The organism is Acinetobacter sp. G18, from assembly GCF_052660225.1.
This window is the reverse complement of the sequence record NZ_CP109658.1, coordinates 2,427,585-2,450,588: the sequence shown is the minus strand read 5'-3', so window position 1 is coordinate 2,450,588 and position 23,004 is coordinate 2,427,585. Positions and strand designations below refer to the sequence as shown.

The following is a 23,004-nucleotide window of genomic DNA, read 5'->3' as shown; positions in this document are numbered from 1 at the left end:
ATTAAAAGGATAAGCAAATGCGTTTTTTATCGGTAAACGCCGATTGTTTTCTGATTGAGCTTGCGAGCTTAGAGGAAACTTTGGCGTTGTACAATAAATTGCAAAATACGCAATTGAATGGAATTAAAGACTTAGTCCCCGCTGCAAAAACAATTTTGGTTTTTTTTAACGAGATCGAAACCAACTTTAAAACGCTGGTTGCTTCAATTCAGAGCCTTAAAGTTGATTCTGGATTTGAGCGCAGTAGCCAAGAAGTGATTGTGCCGATTCGTTACGATGGCGAAGACCTTGCTCAGGTTGCCGAGCTACAAGGTTTATCTGTAACCGATGTGATTAGAAAACATCACCAAAGCGTGTGGAATGTGGCTTTTATTGGTTTTGCACCAGGCTTTGCTTATATGAGTAGTCCCGATAAGCCTTTTACCGATATTCCACGCTTAACGGTTCCGCGAAAAAAAATACCGTCAGGCTCTTTGGGTTTGGCTGGAAAATACTCTGGAATTTATCCAAAAGACAGTCCGGGTGGTTGGCAGCTGATTGGAACCACATCGGAAAAAATGTGGGATCTAGAGCGTAAAAATCCTGCATTGCTGTTACCAGGCATGACTGTACATTTTGAGGATGTGACGCATCGTCCAACTACAGTGACCATACCGCAGCAAATTACGCGTAAGGTTGAACCTCAAAAATCGGTGCCACTGTTTAAGATCACTGCGCCAAGTTTACAGATGCTCATTCAAGACGAAGGGCGTTTAAACCAGACCAATATTGGGGTTGGGGTTGCAGGTGCAATGGATTTATCTGCAATGCATAGTGCCAACCGTATTGTGGGTAATCCAACCGATACACCCGTTATTGAAGTTTTAAATGGCGGCCTAAAAGCCAAAATGGAGCATGCTGGCGTTATTGCGGTGGCAGGTGCCATTTCAAACATTCGTGTGAAATTTGCCGACGGTCAAACCGCGGACTTTGCAAGCTATCAACCGATTGATTTAGATGAAGGCGATGAATTTCAAATTCAGCCACCAACAGCAGGCTTAAGAAATTATTTGGCAGTTCGTGGTGGTATAGACGTTGAACCAATACTCAATAGTGCTTCGTTTGACAGCTTGGCAGTATTAGGGCCAGAGCCTTTAAAGCTTGGAGACATTATTTACCAAGGGCAGGTAAAGGCAGCCAATATTAGCGTAAATGAAGTGTGTAAAAGTGACTTACCGCGAACTGGCGAAGTGGTTGAGCTAGATATTGTGATGGGGCCACGTACCGATTGGTTTGAACAAGACAGTATTGAACTGCTGTGTAAGCAAGAGTGGCTTGTGACCAATGAAAGCAACCGAGTCGGGCTAAGACTTTCAGGTGAGCAGGCTTTAACTCGCAAAATTACCTACGAGTTGGAAAGTGAAGGCACATGCATTGGTGCTTTGCAGATTCCACCGAGCGGTCAACCCGTTTTATTTATGAATGATCACCCTTTAACGGGCGGATATCCAGTCATTGGCTCTGTTGCTAAACACCATTGGGACTTGGTCGCACAGATTCCGGCAGGTTGCCGCATCAAATTTAAAAAAATTGCCGAATTTACAGATTTTGAGAATGAATGATGAATACAGAAAAATTATTGATTGCTAACCGTGGCGAAATTGCCGTTCGTATTATTCATGCTTGCCGTGATATGGGCATTTCATCGATCGCGTTATATGCAGATGATGACATTGGCAGCATGCATGTCGAACTTGCAGATGAAGCATGGGGCTTGGCTGGTGCGACTGCCAGTGAAACCTACCTAAATATTCCTGCCATTATTGAAGTTGCTAAGAAATCAAAAGCGACGATGGTACATCCCGGTTATGGTTTTTTATCTGAACGTGCCGAGTTTGCCCAAGCCGTGATTGATGCAGGCTTAAAATGGGTAGGGCCATCACCAAGTGCTATTGAAAAACTGGGTGATAAAATCGAAGCGCGTAAAATTGCTGCTTCAGTTGGTGCACCGTTAGTTCAAGGTACGCAAGATCCACTCAACAATGCAGACGAAGCTTTAGAGTTTGCTAAACAGTTTGGTTTACCGATTGCCATTAAAGCGGCGTTTGGTGGTGGTGGGCGCGGCTTAAAAGTTGCTTGGAAACTCGAAGAAGTGAAAGAGCTTTATGAGTCGGCAGTACGCGAGGCAAAAGCTGCCTTTGGTCGTGGTGAATGTTTTGTCGAGCAATATCTCGATAAACCGCGCCATGTAGAGGCACAAGTCATAGCCGACCAACATGGCAATATTGTGGTACTTGGTACACGTGATTGCTCGTTGCAACGCCGTAACCAAAAGTTAGTCGAAGAAGCACCAGCGCCATTTATTAGTGATGAGATTTATCAGCAAATTTTAACTTCGGCAAAAAATATCTGTAAGGCTGCAAACTATGTGGGTGCGGGAACAGTTGAATACTTACTTAGTCGTGATGGCAAGCTTTCATTCTTAGAAGTAAATACGCGTTTGCAAGTTGAACACCCAGTGACTGAAGAAACTTCAAAAGTCGATTTGGTGGTTGAGCAAATTCGCGTGGCACAGGGCCATGAGCTTTCGATTAAAGAAACACCAAAAGCACAAGGTCATGCGATTGAGTTTCGTATAAATGCCGAAGACCCAGCACGTGGTTTTATTCCAGCCTTTGGTGTGTTGAGTTTATTTGAAGCACCATTTGGTAACGGTGTACGCGTGGACACTGGTGTTCGCACTGGTTCTCTAGTGTCTAGTCACTTTGACTCACTCATGGCAAAACTGATTGTGACTGGCCCAACTCGTGAAGTTGCAATTGCTCGCGCTAAACGTGCTTTAAAACAATTTAAAATTGAAGGCGTAGCTTCGGTTTTAGACTTTCACCGCGCGGTACTCAACGAGCCTGACTTTACCGAAGAATTTAATGTACACACGCGTTGGATTGAAAATGACTTTAAACAAGAGTTAAAGCCGACTAAACGTGGTATTCCAAACCATCAACAGCCGATGTTACTCAGCTACATTGAAATTGATGGCAAGTTACACCGTTTAGGTTTACCAGCAGGAATGTTTGCACAATGCCCAGCAACCGCCGCTCAAGCCCAAACGAATGAGCCAGAAGTGAGTGCCGAGCATTTACTTGCGCCTATTAATGGAGTGATTAGCGCTTGGAAAGTCGAAAATGGTGAGCAAGTGACCGAAGGGCAAGTGGTTGCCATTATGGAAGCCATGAAAATGGAAGTGCAGGTACTGGCACACCGTAGTGGTGTGATTCAGATTAGCGCAGAGAAGGGTGCGACCTGCCATGCTGAAACCGTGATTGCGAGTATTAATTAAGTATTTACTTTATTGATTGTTTATTAATTAATTGAGTCGATGGTTTTAACCTTTCATTAACCAATTTCAACTTGAAAGCCTGTACTGGTTATGAGATATTTATCACAGTTAAGTGATATAAATATTGATCACTGTATTTAAAGCTCGCTTATGCGAGCTTTAATTTTTAGCCCAGTTTAAGCATTTCTCACTTAATGAGCTGGCTGCATAAAAAATAATTTGAGAATTTGGCACTCACTCAAAGGCGAATTGAAGAAAGCGAATGAAAATTCTACCTTCATCTGAATATGATCAAATTCTAAAATACAGTGTTTATTGGCTCGTCATATCCATTGTGATTGGAGTCGTCGCGGGGCTGGCATCGACCTCAATTTTTGTGGCTTTTGATATTTCAAATAAAGTCAGAAGTTTGCACCATTGGCTCATCTACTTTTTGCCTTTTGTGGGTTTTGGTATTGGTTATCTTATTAAAAAATATGGATCGCCGATTGAACGCGGAACACATTTACTCATAGATGAGATTCATCAGCCCAAGTCCTTCATTCCAAAACGAATGAGTCCCATCATTTTTATTACATCAATTTTAACGCAGTTATTTGGTGGTTCCGCAGGGCGTGAGGCACCAGCGGTACAGCTTTCGGGTGCTTTAATTGACCACTTAAGCCATATTTTAAAAATCTCGGAAGACAACCGCAAAATCTGTTTAATCGCCAGTATTGGTGCTGGTTTTGCTGGCGTGTTTGGTTTGCCTATGGCTGGTGCAATTTATGGTTTAGAAATTACCGCTTTAGGTAATTTAAGATACTCAGCTATTTTTCCATGTTTTGTGTCAGCTCTGATTGCTTCGACCATTCCTGAGCTGTTCGATATAGTTCATCCACATGTTTTTTACGTCATAAGTGAGTTTCCAGCCATTCATTTTGGCACGCTCATGAGCTTAATTGCGGCAGGGTTAGTATTTGGCTTTGCTGCACGTTTCTTTATTGCTGCCATTCATTTGGCGAGTGACCTCTTTTATAAATACATTCGCTATTTGCCATTAAGAACAATGGTAGGCGGTATTATCATTATGCTACTTACGCTGTTCACTGCACATCAGCAGTACAACGGTTTGGGTACAGATAAGATCATTGCATCTTTTTATGTACCGATTGAATTTTACGACTTTTTTAATAAGACCGTTTTTACTGCTATTACTTTAGGTTCTGGTTTTAAAGGTGGCGAAATTACGCCATTGTTTTATGTTGGTGCGACATTAGGTAATGCTTTAGGTGCAGTTTTAAACCTACCCATTTCACTGCTTGCAGGCTTAGGGTTAGTTAGTTTGTTTTCAGGGGCAAGTAAGGCGCCGTTAACGTCTATTATTTTAGCAATTGAACTATTTGGAATGAATGTTGCCACTTACGCGATTATTACTTGTTTATTGGCAGCGCTATTTTCAGGAGATTGTGGGTTGTATCGCCGTAAAAAGTTGATGGATTAGGGGGGAGTTTATAGAGAAAAGGACAAAGAATTATAACTATATTCTTAGTTACTATATAAAAAAATATTAATAGAATTGATTTGCTAAAAAGAAGATAAATAAAAAAATAACTAATCGGCATAAAAATTAGTAATAGAACATGTATTGTAATTTTTTTTTTATTTTTTGTTAATATATTGTCTATACATTCATTTAAAGTTCTAATTATATAAATTTTAAAATTGACTACTTTAACTCTTATGGTGGTAGGGTAAATGCTTCATACAAAAAAACCTAGAGAACAAAATGGCCGAGATTCTTTTAGTCGTTTTAAAGCTCAAATACGTTCTGCTGCTATTGCCTCACTTTCTATTTTAGAAGGGAAAGAGATTGATTGGGTGTACTGTGACTTTCATGATGATTTCGTTGTTAGGAAAAATGATAAAGGAAAGCTAAGTTACTTATTTTATCAAGTAAAAACGAAAGGTAAACAGAATCATAATTGGACAATTAATGAGTTGATAGGTATTCATTCAAAAAAAAGTATTGAAAAACAAGATTGTAATAGAATAAAAGAAAGTTTTATTGGTAAGTTATTATTACATACTATCATTTTTGAAAATTTTTGTAGTGCCGTAATTTTTCAAACTAATATTAATAATTCAGATGAAGTTGAAGATTTTTTTTATGATATAAAGAACAATAAATTTGAAAATAAAAATAGTAAAATATTAATTGAAAAATTTAATGAAATTTATGCAGAAGATTTAAACTCTGAAGAAATTACCGATGAAGTTATTAAAAATAAACTTGGTAAGATAGATTTTGATACTGATGTTGAATATTTGAAAGATACCAAAGATAATTTTGAGCCTATAGCTAGGAAAAGGATATATAACTTTAGTGAAATAGATTTAAGTCAGACTGAATGTAAAGAAATAATTATAAAACTCTTAGAGTTAGTAGAAAAAAAGTCTAGTGGAATCATTAAGGAGTTGACTGAAGAGGAAATTGATAAGTTAGCTGGTATTTCAATTGAAGAATTACTTGAAATATTAAGTATTACTTACGATGCTTATCAAATTCTTTTAAAAAATGGTGATCCGAAAGCAGTTAAAAGTGCATCCATTATTCAGCGAATTTTATCAGCTTCTGGTGCTGGAAAAGAAACTATTGAATATTGCTCAAGATGTAAGTCTGAATGGGATGTTTGGTTGAGAAATGCTCGGCATAGTGTTCCTGAATTCGACCTCCAAATGATAATAGGTGGTATTCGAAAAATATTAAATAATTGTATGGGGTTCGATAATAGTCTAGATATTGATGTATTAAAGAAACCTATTAAAAATTATTATAAAGAACTTTCAGAAGAAGATGGATTATATGGTTTAAATCAAAATCTTATTTTGGGTGGGGTTTTTGCGGAAATAGTAAAGGGTAGAGCATGAATTTTGATGACTTTTTTGAAAGTATACCAAAAACTGTAATTACAGATATTAAATTAGAGAATCAAAAAAAAGAGAAGAGCACTTTTTTAAGCAATGAGGCACTTTTCCAATTACCATTGATATGTTTAATCATTTTAATGTTGTCTAAAGATAGACGTAAACCTGATATAGCAGAAATTGGTCAATTAGTTGGAGAGTGTATTGAAGCAAGTTTTCATGGATTTAAAAGTTCTGCTCAACATATAGGTTGGTCAGCTAATTTAAGAATTAGAACTATTAAGGCCGTAAATTTTTTAGAAATCACTAAATTAATTGAGGTCGATTACAGAAAGAAAAAAATTATTGCAACAGATCTAGGAATGAAAGTCATTAATAGTGCTTTGTTAAAAGAAGATGATCTTTCATACAATTTGGCTAAAATTTCAAGATCATATAGAAATATTTGTTTATCTAAAAATCTGGATATGGAGTTGTGGAATGAAATTAATTAATATTCAGATATTTCCTAAAGGTAATAATGGTTGGGGGTCGGATCTTTTAACTTTTGGTGATGATATAACACAATTATTTGGGCCAAATGGATGTGGGAAAACACCTATCATTCAGTCAATTGCATATTGCTTAGGATACCCTTGTATTTTTCGACAAGATATTTATGATCGCTGTCATGATGTTCAATTAAAGATAAAAACAGAAAAAGGCAACTTAGTTATAACTAGAAAATACCATAAAAGTGACTTTGAAATAAAAGTAATTGAACCTTTAGCAAATACAAAAATTTTTTTTAATGAATTTGAATATTCTAATTATATTTTTGAATGGTTAAATTTCGATGTTAAAAATTTAGTTTCCTCTTCTAACAAGAAAGTCCAGCCTTATTTATCTACAGTTTTACCTTTTTTTTACATAAATCAAGATAGTGGATATTCAAAGATTTATTCACCTGCTCAAAATTTTATTAAAGATCAATTTTCTGAAATGATAAGATTTTTATTTGATTTACCAGTTAGGAATTCTTTTGATGAAAAGAAACAAAAGATATTAGCAAAAGAAAATTTAGATTTGTTGGATAAACAAGTTGAAGAACAAAGGCGACAATTAGATAATGCTAAATTACTTCTTACCAAAAAAATAAATCTGAGAACTCCAGAAGAGCTAAGGGCAGAAATTCAAAAATTAGAACAGGAAATTGATAGCCTAAAATCAATGGGAGCTGATCAACAACAGGTAATTTATGCTTTCGATAAGTTAATAGTATCTCACATGAACTCAATTTCAAAAATTAATAATAAAATTTCTGAAATTAAAAATAGGGCGAATGGAATAAATCAAATTATTAATGAAATTGAAACTGAGATAAATACATTAACTCTTAATGAAAGTGCAAGAAGAGTTTTTTTATCTTTTGAGGAAATCTGTAGTTTTAATTCTTGTAATCTGTTTTCACGCAGCTCAGATTCGTATGCAAAAAATCTTCTATATCTTAAAGATCAAATTAAGGATTTAGAAAGAAATAGAGAAATCGATGTATCTTATGTGACTGAATTAGAGAGTGAAAAACAGCTTTATGAAATAACTATTAAAAATATTGAAGTTGAAAAAAAATTAGCTTCCGAAAAAAGTGAAATATCTTCAATAGTTGAGTCAATATCTGAGTTAAAAAATATAATTTTTGATTTAAATAATCAATTGAGTGAATGTGAGCAAATAGATTTTTTTGAAAATAAATATGTTTCAAGCCAAATTAAAAGAAATCAAGCATTAGAGACTTATAACTCATTCTCTAAAAGTGAACAAAAATCTATTCCCTCGATTCTTAAAATTAAATCAGAACTTAAAAGTTTATTGATAAAATGGTTGTGTGTTTTAAGAACGAAAAATATTAGTCTAGATATTTCTTTTTCTAATACTCAAGAGTTCATGCCAATTTTAGGAATTGAATCAATACATCATTTAACCGGTAGTACGAGGATTCGTGCTGTACTTGCATATCATGCTGCTATAATGGAGCTGCTTCTTAATAATGATAAAAATAAGTTTAATTTTTTAGTTCTTGATACACCTAAGCAGCATGAAATACAAGTTGAAGACCTAGATAACTATATGAAAGAGCTTAAAAACCTATGTAGTAAATTTGATATTCAAGTTATATTCTCTACTACTGAATACCATTATAACTGTCAGAAGGGTGATGCTGAATGGATCCCAAAATATCAAGGTAAGGAACAAAAAATGTTTCTTTATATGCTTTCAGATTAATTTGAATTAATTGATTGATATTTATCTTTTGGTAGTTAATAAGAATGAGTAATTATTCTTAGACTTTAGTTCGTTCATTTATAATAATCTAAGCCATTACTAAACCGTAATGGCTTTTTATTCCCCAACCGCTCTACTTTAATACAAATGTCATTTCCCACGCTTGACGATAACAAAAGCGAATACTATGCTTTTCTCGGGTAGAGTGAAAAGGGGACATCTTTTGATGTGCCAGATTCTAGATGTCTGGTCTGCTAACCCTTCTTCATTCTATCTATCACTATCATTATTTTGTAGAGATTAAACTTTATATTCATTTATATCTGAGTTTACCTTTAATAAATTTTTACCTATCGAAATTTTATATTTTCTTAATTTTTATAACTATATTCTATATACCCATATTCAATTAAGTTTAAAATCTAACTGAAACGCTCGAACTTAATACAAACTATATTTCCTACGCTTGACGACACGAAAAGCGAATACTATCCTTTGCGGGCTGGCCTACATTGCCAGTTGGTTTTAGCAGACCATCAGCCAAAGTACACGAAAAAGTAGTAACTTTATTTGTGGAAATCCCTGTGTGCCCCCCTTTGCGGTGGAACGGAAGGGGGACACCCTCGGGTGTGCTGGATTCTTTGGCTCCAGTCTGCTAACCCTCTTTCGTTTCACCACCATTATTTAGCAGTAATGCGGTGAAACTTCTTTTATAGCCAAAGGAGTCCGCTATGCGTACTAATTCTTCTCATTTATTGGCCTACGCCAAAATTTCTCTATTTATACCATTTAAATACTCTCTAAATCGGTTTAATCGACTCTAGGTTTTCTACACCTTAAGAATCGTTACGCCTCAAAAATCATAGCAACAATAAACCCGAGATAGGCGAGCATACCTTTATTGTGCTGCTTCTGCATGCCCGTTTTTAGCACTCAATTTAAGAGTGACGGCATTTCTATCTCTTTTACATACAACAAAAAATTATTTTAAACGGTACAAATATGTCACCTTTAATACTTTCTACACGTGCTTTAAAAGTTGTGAATCAGGCAATTCATTTATTCCATCAATACGGATTTCACCCTGTTGGTGTCGACAGAATAGTGAAAGAGTCTGAAATTACAAAAATGACGTTTTATCATTACTTTCAGTCCAAAGCGCGGTTTATCGAAATTTGCCTACTTGTGCAAAAACAACGGCTACAAGACAAAGTCGTCGCAACGGTGGAATATGACCAAGACTCAAATGTGAGAGACAAACTCAAAACACTATATGACTTACATACAGACTTAGAAGGAATGTATTACCTGCTATTGAAAACCATTTTTGAAACTAAAAATAATTACCCAAACGCTTATCAAACTGCAGTGAGATATAGAATGTGGCTAACCAATGAACTTTATAGCCAGCTTAGAACATTAAAAGCGGATGCTTCATTTCACGATGCCAAACTACTTTTACATATAATTGAAGGAACCATTATTCAAAGGCTCAGTCATACCGATGTAGATGAAAGAGACAAGCAATTTGAATATTTTATAGCAATACTTTCGTAGAAATATTTAAAAAATAAAAGCCCATAATAGGGCTTTTATTTTTTAGGATGGGTTAAAACTTAAGTTTTTTAAGACCACGGCTCACGCCATTTTCTAAGGCCGCTTTGATAATCGGGCCAATAAAAGGAACGCGACCTTTAAAGCTAATGGTGTAATTCAAACGAGTTCGGTTATTTCCCAAGTCAGTAAATTGCATCACACCGCGATGCGCCTTAATTGGGCTAATGCCGCTTGTAATCGCGTACTCGATCAGTTCATTTTCTTTATAGACTAAATTTGTTTCAACAAATGAAGGTGTAAACGGAATAGACATCTTGCGGGCAGAGCCAACACCGTTACGTGCATCCTTGCCATTACTAATACGAGTGACTTTAGCAGGAGCAAAAAGTTTGCTTAGGTTTTCATGTTCACTCAAGGCTGCAAAGACCTTGTCTATAGGTGCATCAAATTCTTGTACGATGTTGATTCTTTGAGTTTTTAACATCTTGTTCCCTCTAAAGTAAATTTGACATGAGTAATTGTCAGAATTTGGATATTAGCACGCTTTTCACTAGGGTGGAATTTTTGTTCAGTTACTTTTAAATGCACAATTTTGAGTGCAGTTTTTTATTTTTGAACTCAAATCGCACCTAAACGGCTCAAGTTTAGTATTACTTTTAACCAAAACCGTAATACTAAGCTGGCATGTCCTTTGCATACTCTTAAGCAATCAAAAGTGATCTAGGGTTCCGATACTTTACGTATGACTGGACCGAGAGTTCACGGTTCCTAGCGAACTACACGGAGGGATAAAAGCCCGGGAGGAAGTCTAAAACTATCCGACAGGAGTAGCTATGAACACTGCAAGTTATCATAACAATCAGGCGATTTGGACCGAACTTTTACCCGGAGGACATCACTGGTCGGGTCGTATCCAAAAGGGAACTATTCTTAGACTTACATCGCTTGGCGCTCAGGCAAATGTTTCTTTGTTTTGTGTAAATGCTGCCGATGTGCTTGAACGTTTCAACATGCCCGACAGTTTAAAAGGGCAACATACCGCCTATTTAAAAGCTTCCAATGTGCTCTATTCAGACTTAGGCCGTGTCATGGCTTCGATTGTTCATGATGACCATGGTTGGAATGATGCACTTTGTGGCCCAAGCCGACCTGAGCAAATTGAAAAGCAATTTGGCAATCGTACATTTCAAGATGCCCGCAATGATATGTACCAAAACGGCTTAGACAGCTTACTCATTGAAATGTGTAAATACGGGCTTGCCAGCCAAGATCTGAGTGCCACGATTAACCTATTTTCTAAAGTTGTACCAGATGAAAACGGGGCTTTGTCTTATGTCAGTTCTGACAACACCAATCAAACTATTGAACTGCGCTTTGAAATGGACTGCTTGGTATTTTTATCTGCCGCGCCTCATGGCTTAGACACCAGCCCAAGCTATCAACCTGCTGATATTCAACTCAGTTTATTTAAAGCCAATTCTCTAGCAGACAGCGATATTTGTCGTGATGCATGTTCGCAAAATCAGCGTGCCTTTCAAAACACAGCCCGCTACTACGCGCTTAGTAATATTTAAATCAGGAGAAGCATCATGACAGTTTTACAATCATTTGAAAAAGCAGTTTTAAATGAAGTTTGTCCTGCGGGCGAAGCGTGGATGTGCGAGGTTAAAAAGGGCCAATATTTTCGAATTATTGATCTGGAGGGAAACCAAGCGGTCGATACTTTGTTTATGAGTGCCGAAAATCCAACTGAGCGTTATAGCGCAATGGATACCTTGGCCATCAATCAACAAATCTATTTAGAAAAGGGCACCAAGCTCTACAGTAACTTTGGTCGTCCAATTGCTGTTATTCATGATGATAACTGCGGTCGCCATGACACCATTGGCGGTGCTTGTTCATGTGAAAGTAATACTGTTCGCTATGCACATGAAACGTACCCTATGCATAGTTGCCGTAACAACTTTATGTATGCCTTGGCAAAACACCCGATTGCAAAAAAGCATGGGCTAAATGTTCGTCATATTGGCCCAAACATTAACTTTTTTATGAATGTGCCAGTAACACCAGATGGCCAGCTTAAATTTGATGATGGAATTTCAGGTCCGGGTAAATATGTCGAAGTTCGTGCAGAAATGGATCTGATTGTTTTAATTTCTAATTGTCCGCAGCTTAATAACCCATGTAATGCCTATAACCCAACCAAAATTCAATTGGTTGTCCGTGAAGCGGAAGGGGTGTAAGCATGTTCAAAAAAGTTCTGATTGCCAACCGTGGCGCTATTGCTTGTCGCGTAATTCGCACCCTAAAAAAACTCGGGATCGCTTCGGTTGCAGTTTATTCTGATGCCGACCGTGATTCATTACACGTGACTTTAGCCGATGAAGCTTTTCTGATTGGCCCTGCGCCTGCGCATCAAAGTTATTTAAATATTGAAAAAATCCTTGAGGTAGCAAAACAATCTGGTGCAGAAGCCATTCATCCCGGTTATGGTTTTTTGTCTGAAAATGCCGAGTTTTGTGATTTGTGCGAAAGCCAAGGTATCGCTTTTATTGGGCCTACTTCAAGCCAAATGCTCGATTTTGGTTTAAAACATACTGCACGTGAACTTGCTATTAAAAGTAATGTACCTCTACTTCCGGGCAGCTCACTACTTGCCGATGAAGCCGAGGCTTTGTTTGAGGCAGCCCGTATTGGCTATCCAGTCATGCTGAAAAGTACCGCGGGCGGTGGTGGTATTGGCATGCGTCTGGTATGGAATGAAACCGAGTTAAAAGATGCTTATCAAACCGTGTCTTATTTAGCTCAGGTCAATTTTAAAGATGCAGGTTTATATTTAGAAAAATTTGTACAACACGCACGCCATATCGAAGTGCAAATTTTTGGTGATGGGAAAGGGCAAGTTTTAGCGTTGGGTGAGCGTGATTGTTCGGTGCAACGCCGTAATCAAAAGGTGATTGAAGAAACACCCGCTCCACACCTAAATGAGCAGCAACGTGACTACCTGCAAAAAGTTGCGATTCAACTCATGCAATCGGTGAACTACCGCTCGGCAGGCACGGTTGAGTTTGTCATGGACACCGAAACCCAAGAATTTTATTTCTTAGAGGTCAACACGCGTTTGCAAGTCGAGCACGGTGTGACCGAGCAAGTGTTTGGTGTCGACTTAGTGGAGTGGATGGTTACTTTGGCAAGCGGTGACTGGTCAGCACCCACTGAAAAGTTAGAGCCAACAGGACATTCCATTCAAGTTCGTCTTTATGCCGAAGACCCGATTAAACAGTTCCAGCCGAGTGCAGGTCTACTCACACATGTTAAATTTGACCCGCAAGCCCGAGTCGAAACATGGGTGGAAACAGGTTCAACGGTGTCATCTTTTTATGACCCAATGATTGCCAAAATCATTGTAACTGCTGCAACACGGGACCAAGCTATACAGGCAATGAGTGCCAGTCTTGCCAACACGCAAGTGGCTGGTATCGAAACCAATTTGGAATATTTACAAAACATTATTGCTTGTGATGTGTTTGCTTTAGGTACTCAAACCACTCGGTTTTTAAATACGTTTGAATGGAAAACTCAAAAAATTGAGGTGTTGCAGGCTGGTATTCAAACTGCCATTCAAGACGTAACAGGTCGGTTAGGTTATTGGGATGTTGGTGTGCCACCATCAGGTGCCATCGACCCACTCAGTTTAACTGTAGCAAACCAGCTTTTAGCCAATGAGCCAAATACCGCAGGGCTTGAATGTACCTTGCAAGGGCCAACTTTAAAGTTTCACTGCGACAGCCAAATTGTGATTACGGGCGGTGATATGCCTTCAAAACTTGATGGTGAACTTGTGCCGATGTGGCAAACCATTAATGTGAAAAAAGGCCAGATTTTAAAATGTGGGATTATCCGTTCAGGTTGCCGTAGCTATATAGGCATTAAAGGTGGTTTCGATGTTCCTGACTACTTAGGTTCACAGGCAACTTTCACTTTAGGGCAATTTGGTGGACACGCGGGCCGTAATTTATTAATTGGTGATATGCTGCCGATTACTGAATATTCCGCTCAATCGACCACAGCTTTAGCTCAAGCACAAATTCCTAGCTTTACCCAAAATTGGGAAATTGCAGTGATGTATGGCCCACATGGTGCGCCAGATTTTTTCACCAAACAAGATATTGATACGTTCTTTGCCAATGAGTTTGAAATTCACTATAACTCAAGCCGTACAGGCATTCGTTTAATTGGGCCAAAACCTGAGTGGGCACGTGAAGACGGTGGTGAGGCAGGCTTACATCCATCCAATATTCACGATAATGCTTATGCGATTGGGGCAATTGATTTTACGGGCGATATGCCAATTATTTTGGGGCCGGATGGTCCGAGCTTAGGTGGTTTTGTTTGCCCTGCGGTAGTCATTCATTCCGAGCTTTGGAAAATTGGGCAGCTAAAAGCAGGCGATAAAGTTAAATTTGTCCCTGTAAGTTATGCGCAAGCAAAAGCACTCGACCAAAAATATCATCAAAGTTTAATCGCGGCTGATACAACTTGTCTTGATTTCAACCCAATCATTCAAGCAGAACCAGCCACTTTAAAAGATGCAGTTTTAGCCACTTTAGACGGTAAAGCTGACTTACCAAGCGTGACCTATCGACCAGCAGGAAATAGCTATTTGTTGGTGGAATATGGTGAGTTAGTACTCGACCTAAATTTACGTTTCCGTATTCATGCGCTCATGCAATGGGTCAAAGATCAAAACATTCAGGGTATTATCGACTTAACACCGGGTATTCGTTCACTACAAATCCATTTTGATTCAATTCAACTCGATCAACTGGAGCTTCTACAGAAACTTCAGCAAGCAGAAGCCGAGTTACCCGATATTCAAAATATGCAGGTACCTTCACGCACTGTCTATTTGCCTTTGGCTTGGGAAGATTCGCAAACTCAGCTTGCCACCGAACGCTACACACAAATTGTTCGACCAGATGCGCCGTGGTGCCCAGACAACGTCGAGTTTATTCGCCGTATTAATGGCTTAGCTTCTAAGCAAGCAGTTAAAGATGTGGTCTATAGTGCGAACTATTTAGTAATGGGTTTAGGCGATGTGTATTTAGGTGCACCCGTGGCGACACCGCTCGACCCACGCCAACGTTTAGTGACCACAAAATATAACCCTGCGCGAACTTGGACACCTGAAAATGCGGTCGGCATTGGCGGTGCTTATATGTGTGTATACGGTATGGAAGGGCCGGGTGGCTACCAGTTTGTTGGTCGTACCACTCAAATGTGGAGTCGTTACCGTAAAAATGCCAACTTCGAAGAAGGTAAACCGTGGTTATTACGCTTTTTTGACCAAGTTAAGTTTTATGAAGTTTCTGAGGCTGAACTTTTAAAAATGCGTGAAGACTTTAAGGCGGGCCGCCTACAACTTCGTATTGAAGAGGGTGTGCTCAACTTAAAAGAATACAACGAGTTTTTAAAAACACATCACGACAGTATTCAAGCCTTTAAAGATATGCAACAAGCTAACTTTGAGGCTGAACGCCGCCGTTGGCACGAAGCGGGCTTGCAAGAATATATTTCTGAAAGCCTAGATGCTGTTGATGAAGGTGAAACCGTGGTGATCCCTGAAGGAGGCTGTGCAGTCGAATCACACATGCCGGGTTCAATCTGGAAAATCGAATGTGCATCAGGAGATATTGTTGAAGAAGGTGCAACCCTTGCAGTGATTGAGGCAATGAAAATTGAAATTCCAATTATTGCACCCGAACGCATGAAAGTTGAAACCATTACTATTGAAAAAGGTCAAACTGTAAAAACGGGACAAGTGCTATTTACCTTGGCACCAGTTGCTTAAACCAAAAGAGAGCATCAATACCGATGCTCTCTTTTTTATTATGCTTCGGTCAAATGCTTTAATACTTTATGACCATGTTCAACCGCTTTTAACTTAATTTCAGACTCTGAATGACCTGATAACGGAGAAACTTCATAAAGCAAGAATGTGCTGCTTAACTGCATTTGCGTATATTGAATTGAATATTGAACCGATTTTAAAAAGCTATCAATTAAGTTTTCTCGTTCATTTACCATATCTGCTTCTTTCTGCCCGACTGTCATACTAATAATGACTTTTTTATCTTTTAATTTGTCGCCCTGAGAGCCATAAGCAAACTGATACGTAAAGACTTCATCAAACCATAACTTCAAAATTGCCGGCATATTAAACCAGAACATTGGATATTGCAGAATGATGGTGTCATGGCGTAACAACGCTTCTTGTTCAGCGCTGACGTCAATTTTATAGTCTGGATAAAGCTGAAAAATATCTCGGACTTCAAGGTCCGGATAGGTTTTTATAAGTTCATTCACTATCGTTTTATTTGCAATTGATTGAGCGTAGTAGGGATGGGCCAAAATAAGTAAAGCCATAATAATGCCTTGTAGCTATAAAAATCATAGTCACTATAATTTTTATAGTATGCGTGTACAATAACTATCAAAGTTGATAGGTGGCGTTAAAAATGGCAAATACTGAAAATAAATGTGAAATCAGCATGAATGGAAAAACTTATCCATGTCATATCAGTATGGCTATGGATTTGGTGGGTGGAAAATGGAAAGGCGTTATTTTGTATTATCTAAAAGATGGGCCAAAACGTTTTAATGAAATCAATCAATTAATGCCAACGATCACAGAAATGACCTTAAGCCTTCAACTCAAGCAATTAGAGCAAAGTGGCTTAATCTCTCGAACCGTTTATGGTGAAAAAGCACCGATTAAAGTGGTCTATGAAATGACAGAATTAGGCCAGTCTTTTAAGCCTGTTTTAGAGTCTTTATCGTTATGGGCACATACAATGATTAATCAATCATAAGACTAAAAATATTAAATTATTGAATAGATTAGACTATTTTAGTGATATTTAATATTATTCTTCATGAATAAAAAAAGGAAATTATTATGAAGAGAATATTATTACTATCATTTATTTTTTTTAATTTACTTACTTCGACATATGCTCAAGAAGTAAAATATAAAAATATTGTAGTTAATTTAAAAGATCACTGGGATATTAGTAAAGGTCAAAATGGAGAACTTGTTGCAATAAAACAGGAGAGTAAACAGGCAATTATAATTTCAATATATTATCCCAAAGGTATAGAAGAAGGTATGCAATATCTGGTTGCTTCTCTACAAATTCCTAAACAAGGATTAGTAACAATGAAAGGGGTAACATTGGTTAATGAGGATATTAATATTCCATTGAGTAGTGGTATGAATTATCAAGCGAATGTTTTTACAACCAACTTTGATAAACGTTTTCTTATCAGTGCTTCATCAGGTACTAATGCTGGAGTTGTCTTAGTAACATATGAAGGCGAAGGTAACGATACAAATAAAGCAATTAATGATTTTAAAAGTTTAATAAATAATATAAAGATAGAGGCTCCTAAAGATGGATTCCTTTTTAATCAGAATGATTTATTGAAACATAACTAAGGATTAAAAGAGATAGCCCCATCCCTGTGCATGGGGCTTTTTTTTGCCCAAAAATCACTCATAAATACCCATAAAGCCCATCAAAACGACGCTTAAAAACTGGCACATTTTCTGCATCTCTTATCAGTAATACAAAAACTGAATTTGGTAATACCAAACTAGAGGTGCGATATGAACGATGTAAAACCTGTGGTTCAACCAAAGCCAACGTTAAAAGCCTTTTTAGTCGAATTGCTTAGCGTACGTGCAGGCGTATATATCAAGCAAAACAATCAGCCGCCTAAAACAAAAGGATAAGACTGTGGCAAAACAAAAGTTGGCTCGAATCAGTATTACTGTACCTGAAACGACCCTCAACGCACTCGACCAAAAAATTGTCGAGCAGAACTATGAAAGTCGCTCGCAAGCTATTGTCGACATGATTAATAAACACTTGATTGCAGAGCAGGCGCAGGCCAATGAAGTCATGGTGGGCACATTAACGCTACTTTATGACGCTAGCCAAATGACCTTACGTAATCAATTGGTCGATTTACAGCAACAGTTTTTAGCACAAGTGATTAGCTCACTTCATATCCAGCTCGACCAACAAAAGATATTGCAAGTCATGTTAATGCAGGGCGCGAGTTCTGAACTTAGACAAATTAGCCAGCAATTTATTGTGCTGAAAGGGGTGATCAAAGGACATCTAGAACTGATGGATGCCGTCATGCCGCCTATACAGCAAAATGACTAAATGAGGAGTAGCGTGTTGAAAAAATTATGGGCTATCCAAGACTGGAAAACAGCATATCAAAACGGGAAAATCCATCTTACAGATCTGATCAGCTATCTTGCAGAAATTAAAAATGATGACCATGCGTGGATTGAAATTGCATCGAACGAGCAGATTCAGGCACAAATCGATGTTTTAAAAAACCAGAATATTGCTGACTTACCACTATATGGTGTGCCATTTGCAGTTAAAGACAATATTGATGTCGCTGGCTTTCACACCACTGCAGCCTGTAAAGAGATTCAATATTTAGCGAACCAAGATGCTGCCGTAGTTGCCAAACTAAAAAAAGCAGGGGCGATTGTGGTCGGTAAAACCAATCTTGATCAGTTTGCAACTGGACTGGTTGGCGTTCGTTCTCCCTATGGCGCAGTAAAAAATAGTTTTAACCCCGAATATATTAGCGGTGGTTCAAGCTCAGGTTCTTCGGTGGTGGTTGCCAACGGTATTGTACCTTTTAGTTTGGGTACAGATACGGCGGGGTCAGGGCGTATTCCTGCGGGCCATAACAATATTGTGGGCCTTAAGCCGACAAAGGGCTGGTTTTCTACCACAGGTTTAATTCCTGCATGTCGGACCATTGATGTCATTTCTATTTTTGCACTGCATATTGATGACGCTTGGACCGTTGCCAACTTAATGCAGGGCTACGATGAAACAGATGAATATTCACGAGCACATCCAGCCAATGTACCAACTCAGTTTTCTAAACGAAAAATTGCCATTCCTGCACACCTTGAGTTTTATGGCGATCTTGAATCTGAAAAAGCGTTTCTAGTTGCAGTCGAGCGCGTAAAAAAACTGGGCTATGACGTTGAGAATATTGATTTCAGCGCGTTTAATGAGCTTGCTGCCGCATTGTATAACGATGCATGGATAGCGGAAAGAACAGTCGCCGTTGAACGCATGATAACACGTGAAAAGGCTCATCCAGTCATTGCTCAAATTATTGCGCAGGCAGATAAATTCAAGGCAACAGATGCACTTCAAGCTGAATATAACCGCGCCGTTCTGGCTCGAAAAATTAATTTGGCATTACAACCTTTTGATGCATTGATGGTTCCGACAGCGCCAACCATTTATACCATTGCAGAAGTTGAAGCCGACCCATTGATTAAAAATGCGCACATGGGAGCCTATACTAACTTTGTAAATTTTGCTGATCTTTCTGCTTTAGCCTTACCAAATGTACTTCGTGAGGATGGCTTACCAAGCGGGGTAACCTTTATTGCACCTGCGTGGCACGATCAAGCGCTTGCTAATTTTGCACAGCTTTGGCAAGTCGAAACATCGCTGAGTTTGGGTAAATCAACTCAACATTATCAAAAAAGTATAAATATCCACTCGAATCATTCAGTGCAGCTCGCTGTTGTGGGAGCGCACTTAACAGGCATGCCACTTAATTTTCAGCTCACTAGCCGTAATGCCACTTTGCTCAAGAAAACACAGACCGCAGAAACTTATAAACTCTTTGCCCTAAAAAATACCACGCCACCAAAACCGGGACTGCAATGCGATGCAGCAGGTACTTCAATTGAAGTTGAAGTATGGGATGTTCCTTTAGCAAATTTTGGAGCCATTGTGGCCGAAGTTCCTGCACCACTTGGTATTGGTAACCTGAAATTAAAAGATGGAACATGGGTCAAAGGCTTTATTTGCGAAGCGTATGCCATTCAAGATGCAACCGATATTAGTCATTTTGGAGGCTGGCGAGCTTATATACAGTCACTCAATCAAACCGCTCAAAGTGTTGTTAATAAAAATGTTGGGGAAGTTTCTATATGATTAAAAAAGCGTTGTTATCCGTATCTATTTTATCGACAGTTGTATTGGGTGGGTGTGACAATACCGCTAAAGTGCCTGAGGCTAAACAAGATGCTCAGGCATCTACAAATACAAAACCAATTACGATTGGATATAGTGATTGGCCAGGCTGGGTGGCTTGGCAAGTGGCTATTGAAAAAGGCTGGTTAAAAGAAGCAGGGCTAAATGTAGAGTTTAAATGGTTTGATTATTCGGCTTCTCTTTCAGCTTTTTCGGCAAATCAGCTTGATGCTGTTTTGGTCACCAATGGCGATAACTTGGTAACAGCTTCGGGTGGCACGCAAGGCATGATGATTTTGGCAACGGATTATTCTGCGGGCAATGATGTCATTATTGCAAAAGAGGGTATTAACACCATTCAAGACTTAAAAGGAAAATCAATCGGTGTCGAAAAAGGCTTGGTTGATCATCTTTTGCTAGCAACAGCTTTGACCGACCATAACATTAAAGCGAATGAGGTGAAGTTGATAAATTCGGCAACGAACCAGTTACCTCAAGTATTTAATAGCCCTGATATTTCCGCGATTGCTGTTTGGCAACCTGTTGCAGGTCAGGCATTAAAAGCAGTGGCGGGCTCTAAAATTATTTATACTTCTAAAGACAAGCCGGGTTTAATTTATGACACCTTGACCGTCAACATGAGCCATTTAACTGCTCATCAAGAAGAATGGAAAAAAGTCATTCAGGTGTGGGACAAAACCGTTAAATATATTAATGACCCTGCAACCCATGCCGATGCGGTTAAAATTATGGCAAACCGTTCAGGGGTTGATCCAAAGCAATATGAGTTGATGGTCAGCGGTACGCATTTATTAGATATCAATGCCAATAAAAAAGTATTTGCTAAATCACAAGGCTTTGACTCGATTTATGGCTCGACCTATCACGTCAATAAATTTAATGTCGAAAATGGGATTTATAAAACCGAACAAAATGTAGATGGGCTTATTTATCCGACACTCATAGAACAGCTCAAATAAGCCAAATAAATAAAAAGCCCAAGTTCAACTTGGGCTTTTTAATGTCTTTCTTATTTTTCTGTACTGACCTGAGTCATACGCGGTATTTTTGGTAAATCTTGTAAAGCTGGGTCAAGCTCATCTTCTTCAGCGTGAACTAAATAATCTACCCGTGAACGGAGCTGTTTAAACTCAGGTGTGCTCATTAAGTCGAGTGAGCGTGGACGCGGTAAATTAACTTCAATAATTTCCTTAATTTCACCGGGGTTGGCTTTGAGTGCCACAATTCGGTCTGCCAGTAAAATGGCTTCATCCATGTCATGGGTCACAAAAATAATAGTGATATCAATGTTTTGCCATAAATCCATCAAGTGCTTTTGCATTTTTTGACGGGTGTGTGGGTCGAGTGCACCAAAAGGTTCATCCATGAGTAAAATTTTAGGTTGATTAACCAAAGCTCTCGCAATCGCAACGCGCTGTTTCATGCCACCAGAAAGTTGATGTGGATACTGATTTTCATATTTTTCTAAACCAATAATATTAATCCATTCACGTGCTTGAGCTTCGGCTGTCATTTGGCTAGCCCCACGCATTTGCGGACCAAACATCACGTTTTCTTTTACAGTTTTCCACGGGAAAAGGGTATAGCCCTGAAACACCATGCCGCGTTCAGGACAAGGTCCCGTAATGCATTCTCCCTCTACTAAAATTTCTCCACTATGGTATGGGTCTAAACCTGCAATAACACGGCTCAGTGTCGATTTGCCGCAGCCAGAAGGGCCAATCACACAAATAAATTCTCTTTTATGAATTTTTAAATCGAGCTTATTTAAAACAGTACGTTCACTTTGACCATGCTTAAACACTTGGCTCAGTTGTTTAGCTTCTAAAATCACAGGACGTTCATAAATTTTTTGAAAGTATTCATGTGCGTTAAATGTTGAATCGTTCATTATTTTACTCCTACTTTCCAAGTGAACATCCGTTCACCTAATTTCATTAATACCCAATCACAGACCAGACCAATTACTCCGATAATCAAAATAGCCGCATAGACATTGTCAAAGTTTTGATAGCGTGCCTGTTGGGTAATAAACCACGTAATACCCGAGGTTGTACCAATCAATTCTGAAACAATTAAGTAGGTCCAAGCCCAGCCCAGTAACACACGTAAGTCACGGTAAATATCAGGTAAGGCAGCAGGAATCACTACATGAAATAAACTTTTGAGTTTATTGGTACCAAGTGTATAGCCAGCTTCAATTAAGCTTCGATCTACCATTCGGGTGGTATTGGCAATAATTAGAATTTGCTGAAAAAGAGTACCAATCACAATAATGGCAATTTTAGGTGCGTCATTAATTCCTAAAATTGCCACTGCAAGTGCACCAAACGCAGGTGCGGGTAAGTAACGGAAAAACTCAACAAACGGTTCTGTTAACAGAGATATCCGCTTAGAAAAACCACACAAAATACCCAGTGGAATTCCAATCAGGGAAGAAATAAAAAACGCTGAAAATACCAGTTTAATACTGTGCCATAAACTTTGGTGAAACCACGGCGAATCAGGTTGTTCAGGTGGTGTAGTAAAGGCGGTGACTAAAGCCTTAGCGACCTCATAGGGAGCGGGTAAATAAATCGGATTGACCAAAATACCTTGTGGTGGTGCAGAATTTCGATTGACTGCATTTTGTGCTTCGAGATAGAACACATTTTTATCAACGCGACTGCCTACTTGTAAGTAAGGAACACTGCCTGAACTTGTGATTTGTACTTGAGGATGCCAAACAAAAGGTAAGTAACTGATTGCGCACCAAAGACATATTGGAATAACGAAAGAACAAATACTGAGAATCAGCTTGTTCTTTCGCGTAAATTCCTTTGCAACATAACCCATATCGAG

General features: G+C 38.5%; 20 protein-coding genes and 1 riboswitch. Of the genes, 16 read left to right on the top strand and 4 right to left on the bottom strand.

The window, feature by feature from the left end; genetic code table 11:
* Window positions 1-17: 17 nt before the first annotated feature.
* The 7 genes from NE363_RS11660 to NE363_RS11630 all read left to right on the top strand — a co-directional run bounded on the left by NE363_RS11660 (window position 18) and on the right by NE363_RS11630 (window position 10,045).
* On the top strand, window positions 18-1,601 hold the full coding sequence (locus NE363_RS11660; RefSeq protein WP_445535111.1) for a 5-oxoprolinase subunit B/C family protein: 1,584 nt from the start codon (window positions 18-20) through the stop codon (window positions 1,599-1,601).
* On the top strand, window positions 1,601-3,319 hold the full coding sequence (locus tag NE363_RS11655) for an acetyl/propionyl/methylcrotonyl-CoA carboxylase subunit alpha (RefSeq protein WP_445536387.1): 1,719 nt from the start codon (window positions 1,601-1,603) through the stop codon (window positions 3,317-3,319). Before NE363_RS11660 ends, NE363_RS11655 begins: the two co-directional genes overlap by 1 nt.
* A gap of 262 nt (window positions 3,320-3,581) precedes the next feature.
* Window positions 3,582-4,802 carry a chloride channel protein gene (locus tag NE363_RS11650; protein ID WP_039255009.1) on the top strand — a complete coding sequence of 407 codons (1,221 nt, stop codon included), beginning with the start codon at window positions 3,582-3,584 and terminating at the stop codon, window positions 4,800-4,802.
* Between the two features lie 254 nt (window positions 4,803-5,056).
* Window positions 5,057-6,229 (top strand): dsDNA nuclease domain-containing protein, encoded by a 1,173-nt coding sequence (locus tag NE363_RS11645; RefSeq protein WP_445535110.1) that lies wholly within the window; start codon window positions 5,057-5,059, stop codon window positions 6,227-6,229.
* Window positions 6,226-6,720, top strand: coding sequence for a hypothetical protein (locus tag NE363_RS11640; RefSeq protein ID WP_191028446.1), 495 nt, complete (start codon window positions 6,226-6,228; stop codon window positions 6,718-6,720). Before NE363_RS11645 ends, NE363_RS11640 begins: the two co-directional genes overlap by 4 nt.
* Window positions 6,707-8,488, top strand: coding sequence for an AAA family ATPase (locus NE363_RS11635; RefSeq protein WP_445535109.1), 1,782 nt, complete (start codon window positions 6,707-6,709; stop codon window positions 8,486-8,488). Before NE363_RS11640 ends, NE363_RS11635 begins: the two co-directional genes overlap by 14 nt.
* Before the next feature lie 1,002 nt (window positions 8,489-9,490).
* Window positions 9,491-10,045 (top strand): TetR/AcrR family transcriptional regulator, encoded by a 555-nt coding sequence (locus NE363_RS11630; RefSeq protein ID WP_445535108.1) that lies wholly within the window; start codon window positions 9,491-9,493, stop codon window positions 10,043-10,045.
* A 52-nt stretch (window positions 10,046-10,097) separates the two neighbouring features.
* Here the strand turns inward: NE363_RS11630 and NE363_RS11625 are convergent, their stop codons facing one another.
* A complete protein-coding gene (locus NE363_RS11625; RefSeq protein WP_445535107.1) occupies window positions 10,098-10,529 on the bottom strand; it encodes an SRPBCC family protein in 432 nt (143 codons plus the stop codon).
* 225 nt (window positions 10,530-10,754) lie between these two features.
* Window positions 10,755-10,850: riboswitch (guanidine-I (ykkC/yxkD leader) on the top strand.
* Between the two features lie 28 nt (window positions 10,851-10,878).
* On the opposite strand from NE363_RS11625, the gene NE363_RS11620 reads away from it, so the two are divergent.
* The 3 genes from NE363_RS11620 to uca are packed head-to-tail and all read left to right on the top strand — an operon-like array spanning window position 10,879 to window position 15,896.
* Window positions 10,879-11,619, top strand: a complete 741-nt coding sequence (locus NE363_RS11620) for an urea amidolyase associated protein UAAP1 (protein WP_445535106.1) — start codon at window positions 10,879-10,881, stop codon at window positions 11,617-11,619.
* A 15-nt stretch (window positions 11,620-11,634) separates the two neighbouring features.
* Window positions 11,635-12,288 (top strand): urea amidolyase associated protein UAAP2, encoded by a 654-nt coding sequence (locus NE363_RS11615; protein ID WP_000217380.1) that lies wholly within the window; start codon window positions 11,635-11,637, stop codon window positions 12,286-12,288.
* A 2-nt stretch (window positions 12,289-12,290) separates the two neighbouring features.
* Complete coding sequence (uca, locus tag NE363_RS11610; RefSeq protein ID WP_445535105.1) at window positions 12,291-15,896, top strand: urea carboxylase; 3,606 nt, start codon at window positions 12,291-12,293, stop codon at window positions 15,894-15,896.
* Between the two features lie 38 nt (window positions 15,897-15,934).
* On the opposite strand, the gene NE363_RS11605 is transcribed toward uca, so the two are convergent.
* Window positions 15,935-16,471, bottom strand: a complete 537-nt coding sequence (locus tag NE363_RS11605) for an NAD(P)H-dependent oxidoreductase (protein WP_410565963.1) — start codon at window positions 16,469-16,471, stop codon at window positions 15,935-15,937.
* A 92-nt stretch (window positions 16,472-16,563) separates the two neighbouring features.
* On the opposite strand from NE363_RS11605, the gene NE363_RS11600 reads away from it, so the two are divergent.
* From NE363_RS11600 to NE363_RS11575, 6 genes are all read left to right on the top strand, one after another.
* On the top strand, window positions 16,564-16,917 hold the full coding sequence (locus NE363_RS11600; RefSeq protein ID WP_191108417.1) for a winged helix-turn-helix transcriptional regulator: 354 nt from the start codon (window positions 16,564-16,566) through the stop codon (window positions 16,915-16,917).
* Between the two features lie 86 nt (window positions 16,918-17,003).
* A complete protein-coding gene (locus NE363_RS11595; RefSeq protein WP_311087910.1) occupies window positions 17,004-17,543 on the top strand; it encodes a hypothetical protein in 540 nt (179 codons plus the stop codon).
* A 171-nt stretch (window positions 17,544-17,714) separates the two neighbouring features.
* Window positions 17,715-17,840, top strand: a complete 126-nt coding sequence (locus tag NE363_RS11590; RefSeq protein ID WP_001000625.1) for a hypothetical protein — start codon at window positions 17,715-17,717, stop codon at window positions 17,838-17,840.
* 4 nt (window positions 17,841-17,844) lie between these two features.
* Window positions 17,845-18,279 (top strand): CopG family ribbon-helix-helix protein, encoded by a 435-nt coding sequence (locus tag NE363_RS11585; RefSeq protein ID WP_001118705.1) that lies wholly within the window; start codon window positions 17,845-17,847, stop codon window positions 18,277-18,279.
* Between the two features lie 12 nt (window positions 18,280-18,291).
* Window positions 18,292-20,103, top strand: coding sequence for an allophanate hydrolase (gene atzF, locus NE363_RS11580; RefSeq protein WP_445535104.1), 1,812 nt, complete (start codon window positions 18,292-18,294; stop codon window positions 20,101-20,103).
* Window positions 20,100-21,122 (top strand): ABC transporter substrate-binding protein, encoded by a 1,023-nt coding sequence (locus tag NE363_RS11575; RefSeq protein ID WP_445535103.1) that lies wholly within the window; start codon window positions 20,100-20,102, stop codon window positions 21,120-21,122. The genes atzF and NE363_RS11575 overlap by 4 nt, the downstream gene beginning before the upstream one ends.
* A 50-nt stretch (window positions 21,123-21,172) precedes the next feature.
* On the opposite strand, the gene NE363_RS11570 is transcribed toward NE363_RS11575, so the two are convergent.
* Both NE363_RS11570 and NE363_RS11565 read right to left on the bottom strand, forming a co-directional pair.
* The gene (locus NE363_RS11570) at window positions 21,173-22,054 is read right to left on the bottom strand and encodes an ABC transporter ATP-binding protein (RefSeq protein ID WP_445535102.1); all 882 of its coding nucleotides are present in this window, start codon (window positions 22,052-22,054) and stop codon (window positions 21,173-21,175) included.
* Entirely contained in the window at window positions 22,054-22,998 is a 945-nt protein-coding gene (locus tag NE363_RS11565) for an ABC transporter permease (RefSeq protein ID WP_445535101.1), read from the bottom strand. Before NE363_RS11565 ends, NE363_RS11570 begins: the two co-directional genes overlap by 1 nt.
* Window positions 22,999-23,004: the final 6 nt, after the last annotated feature.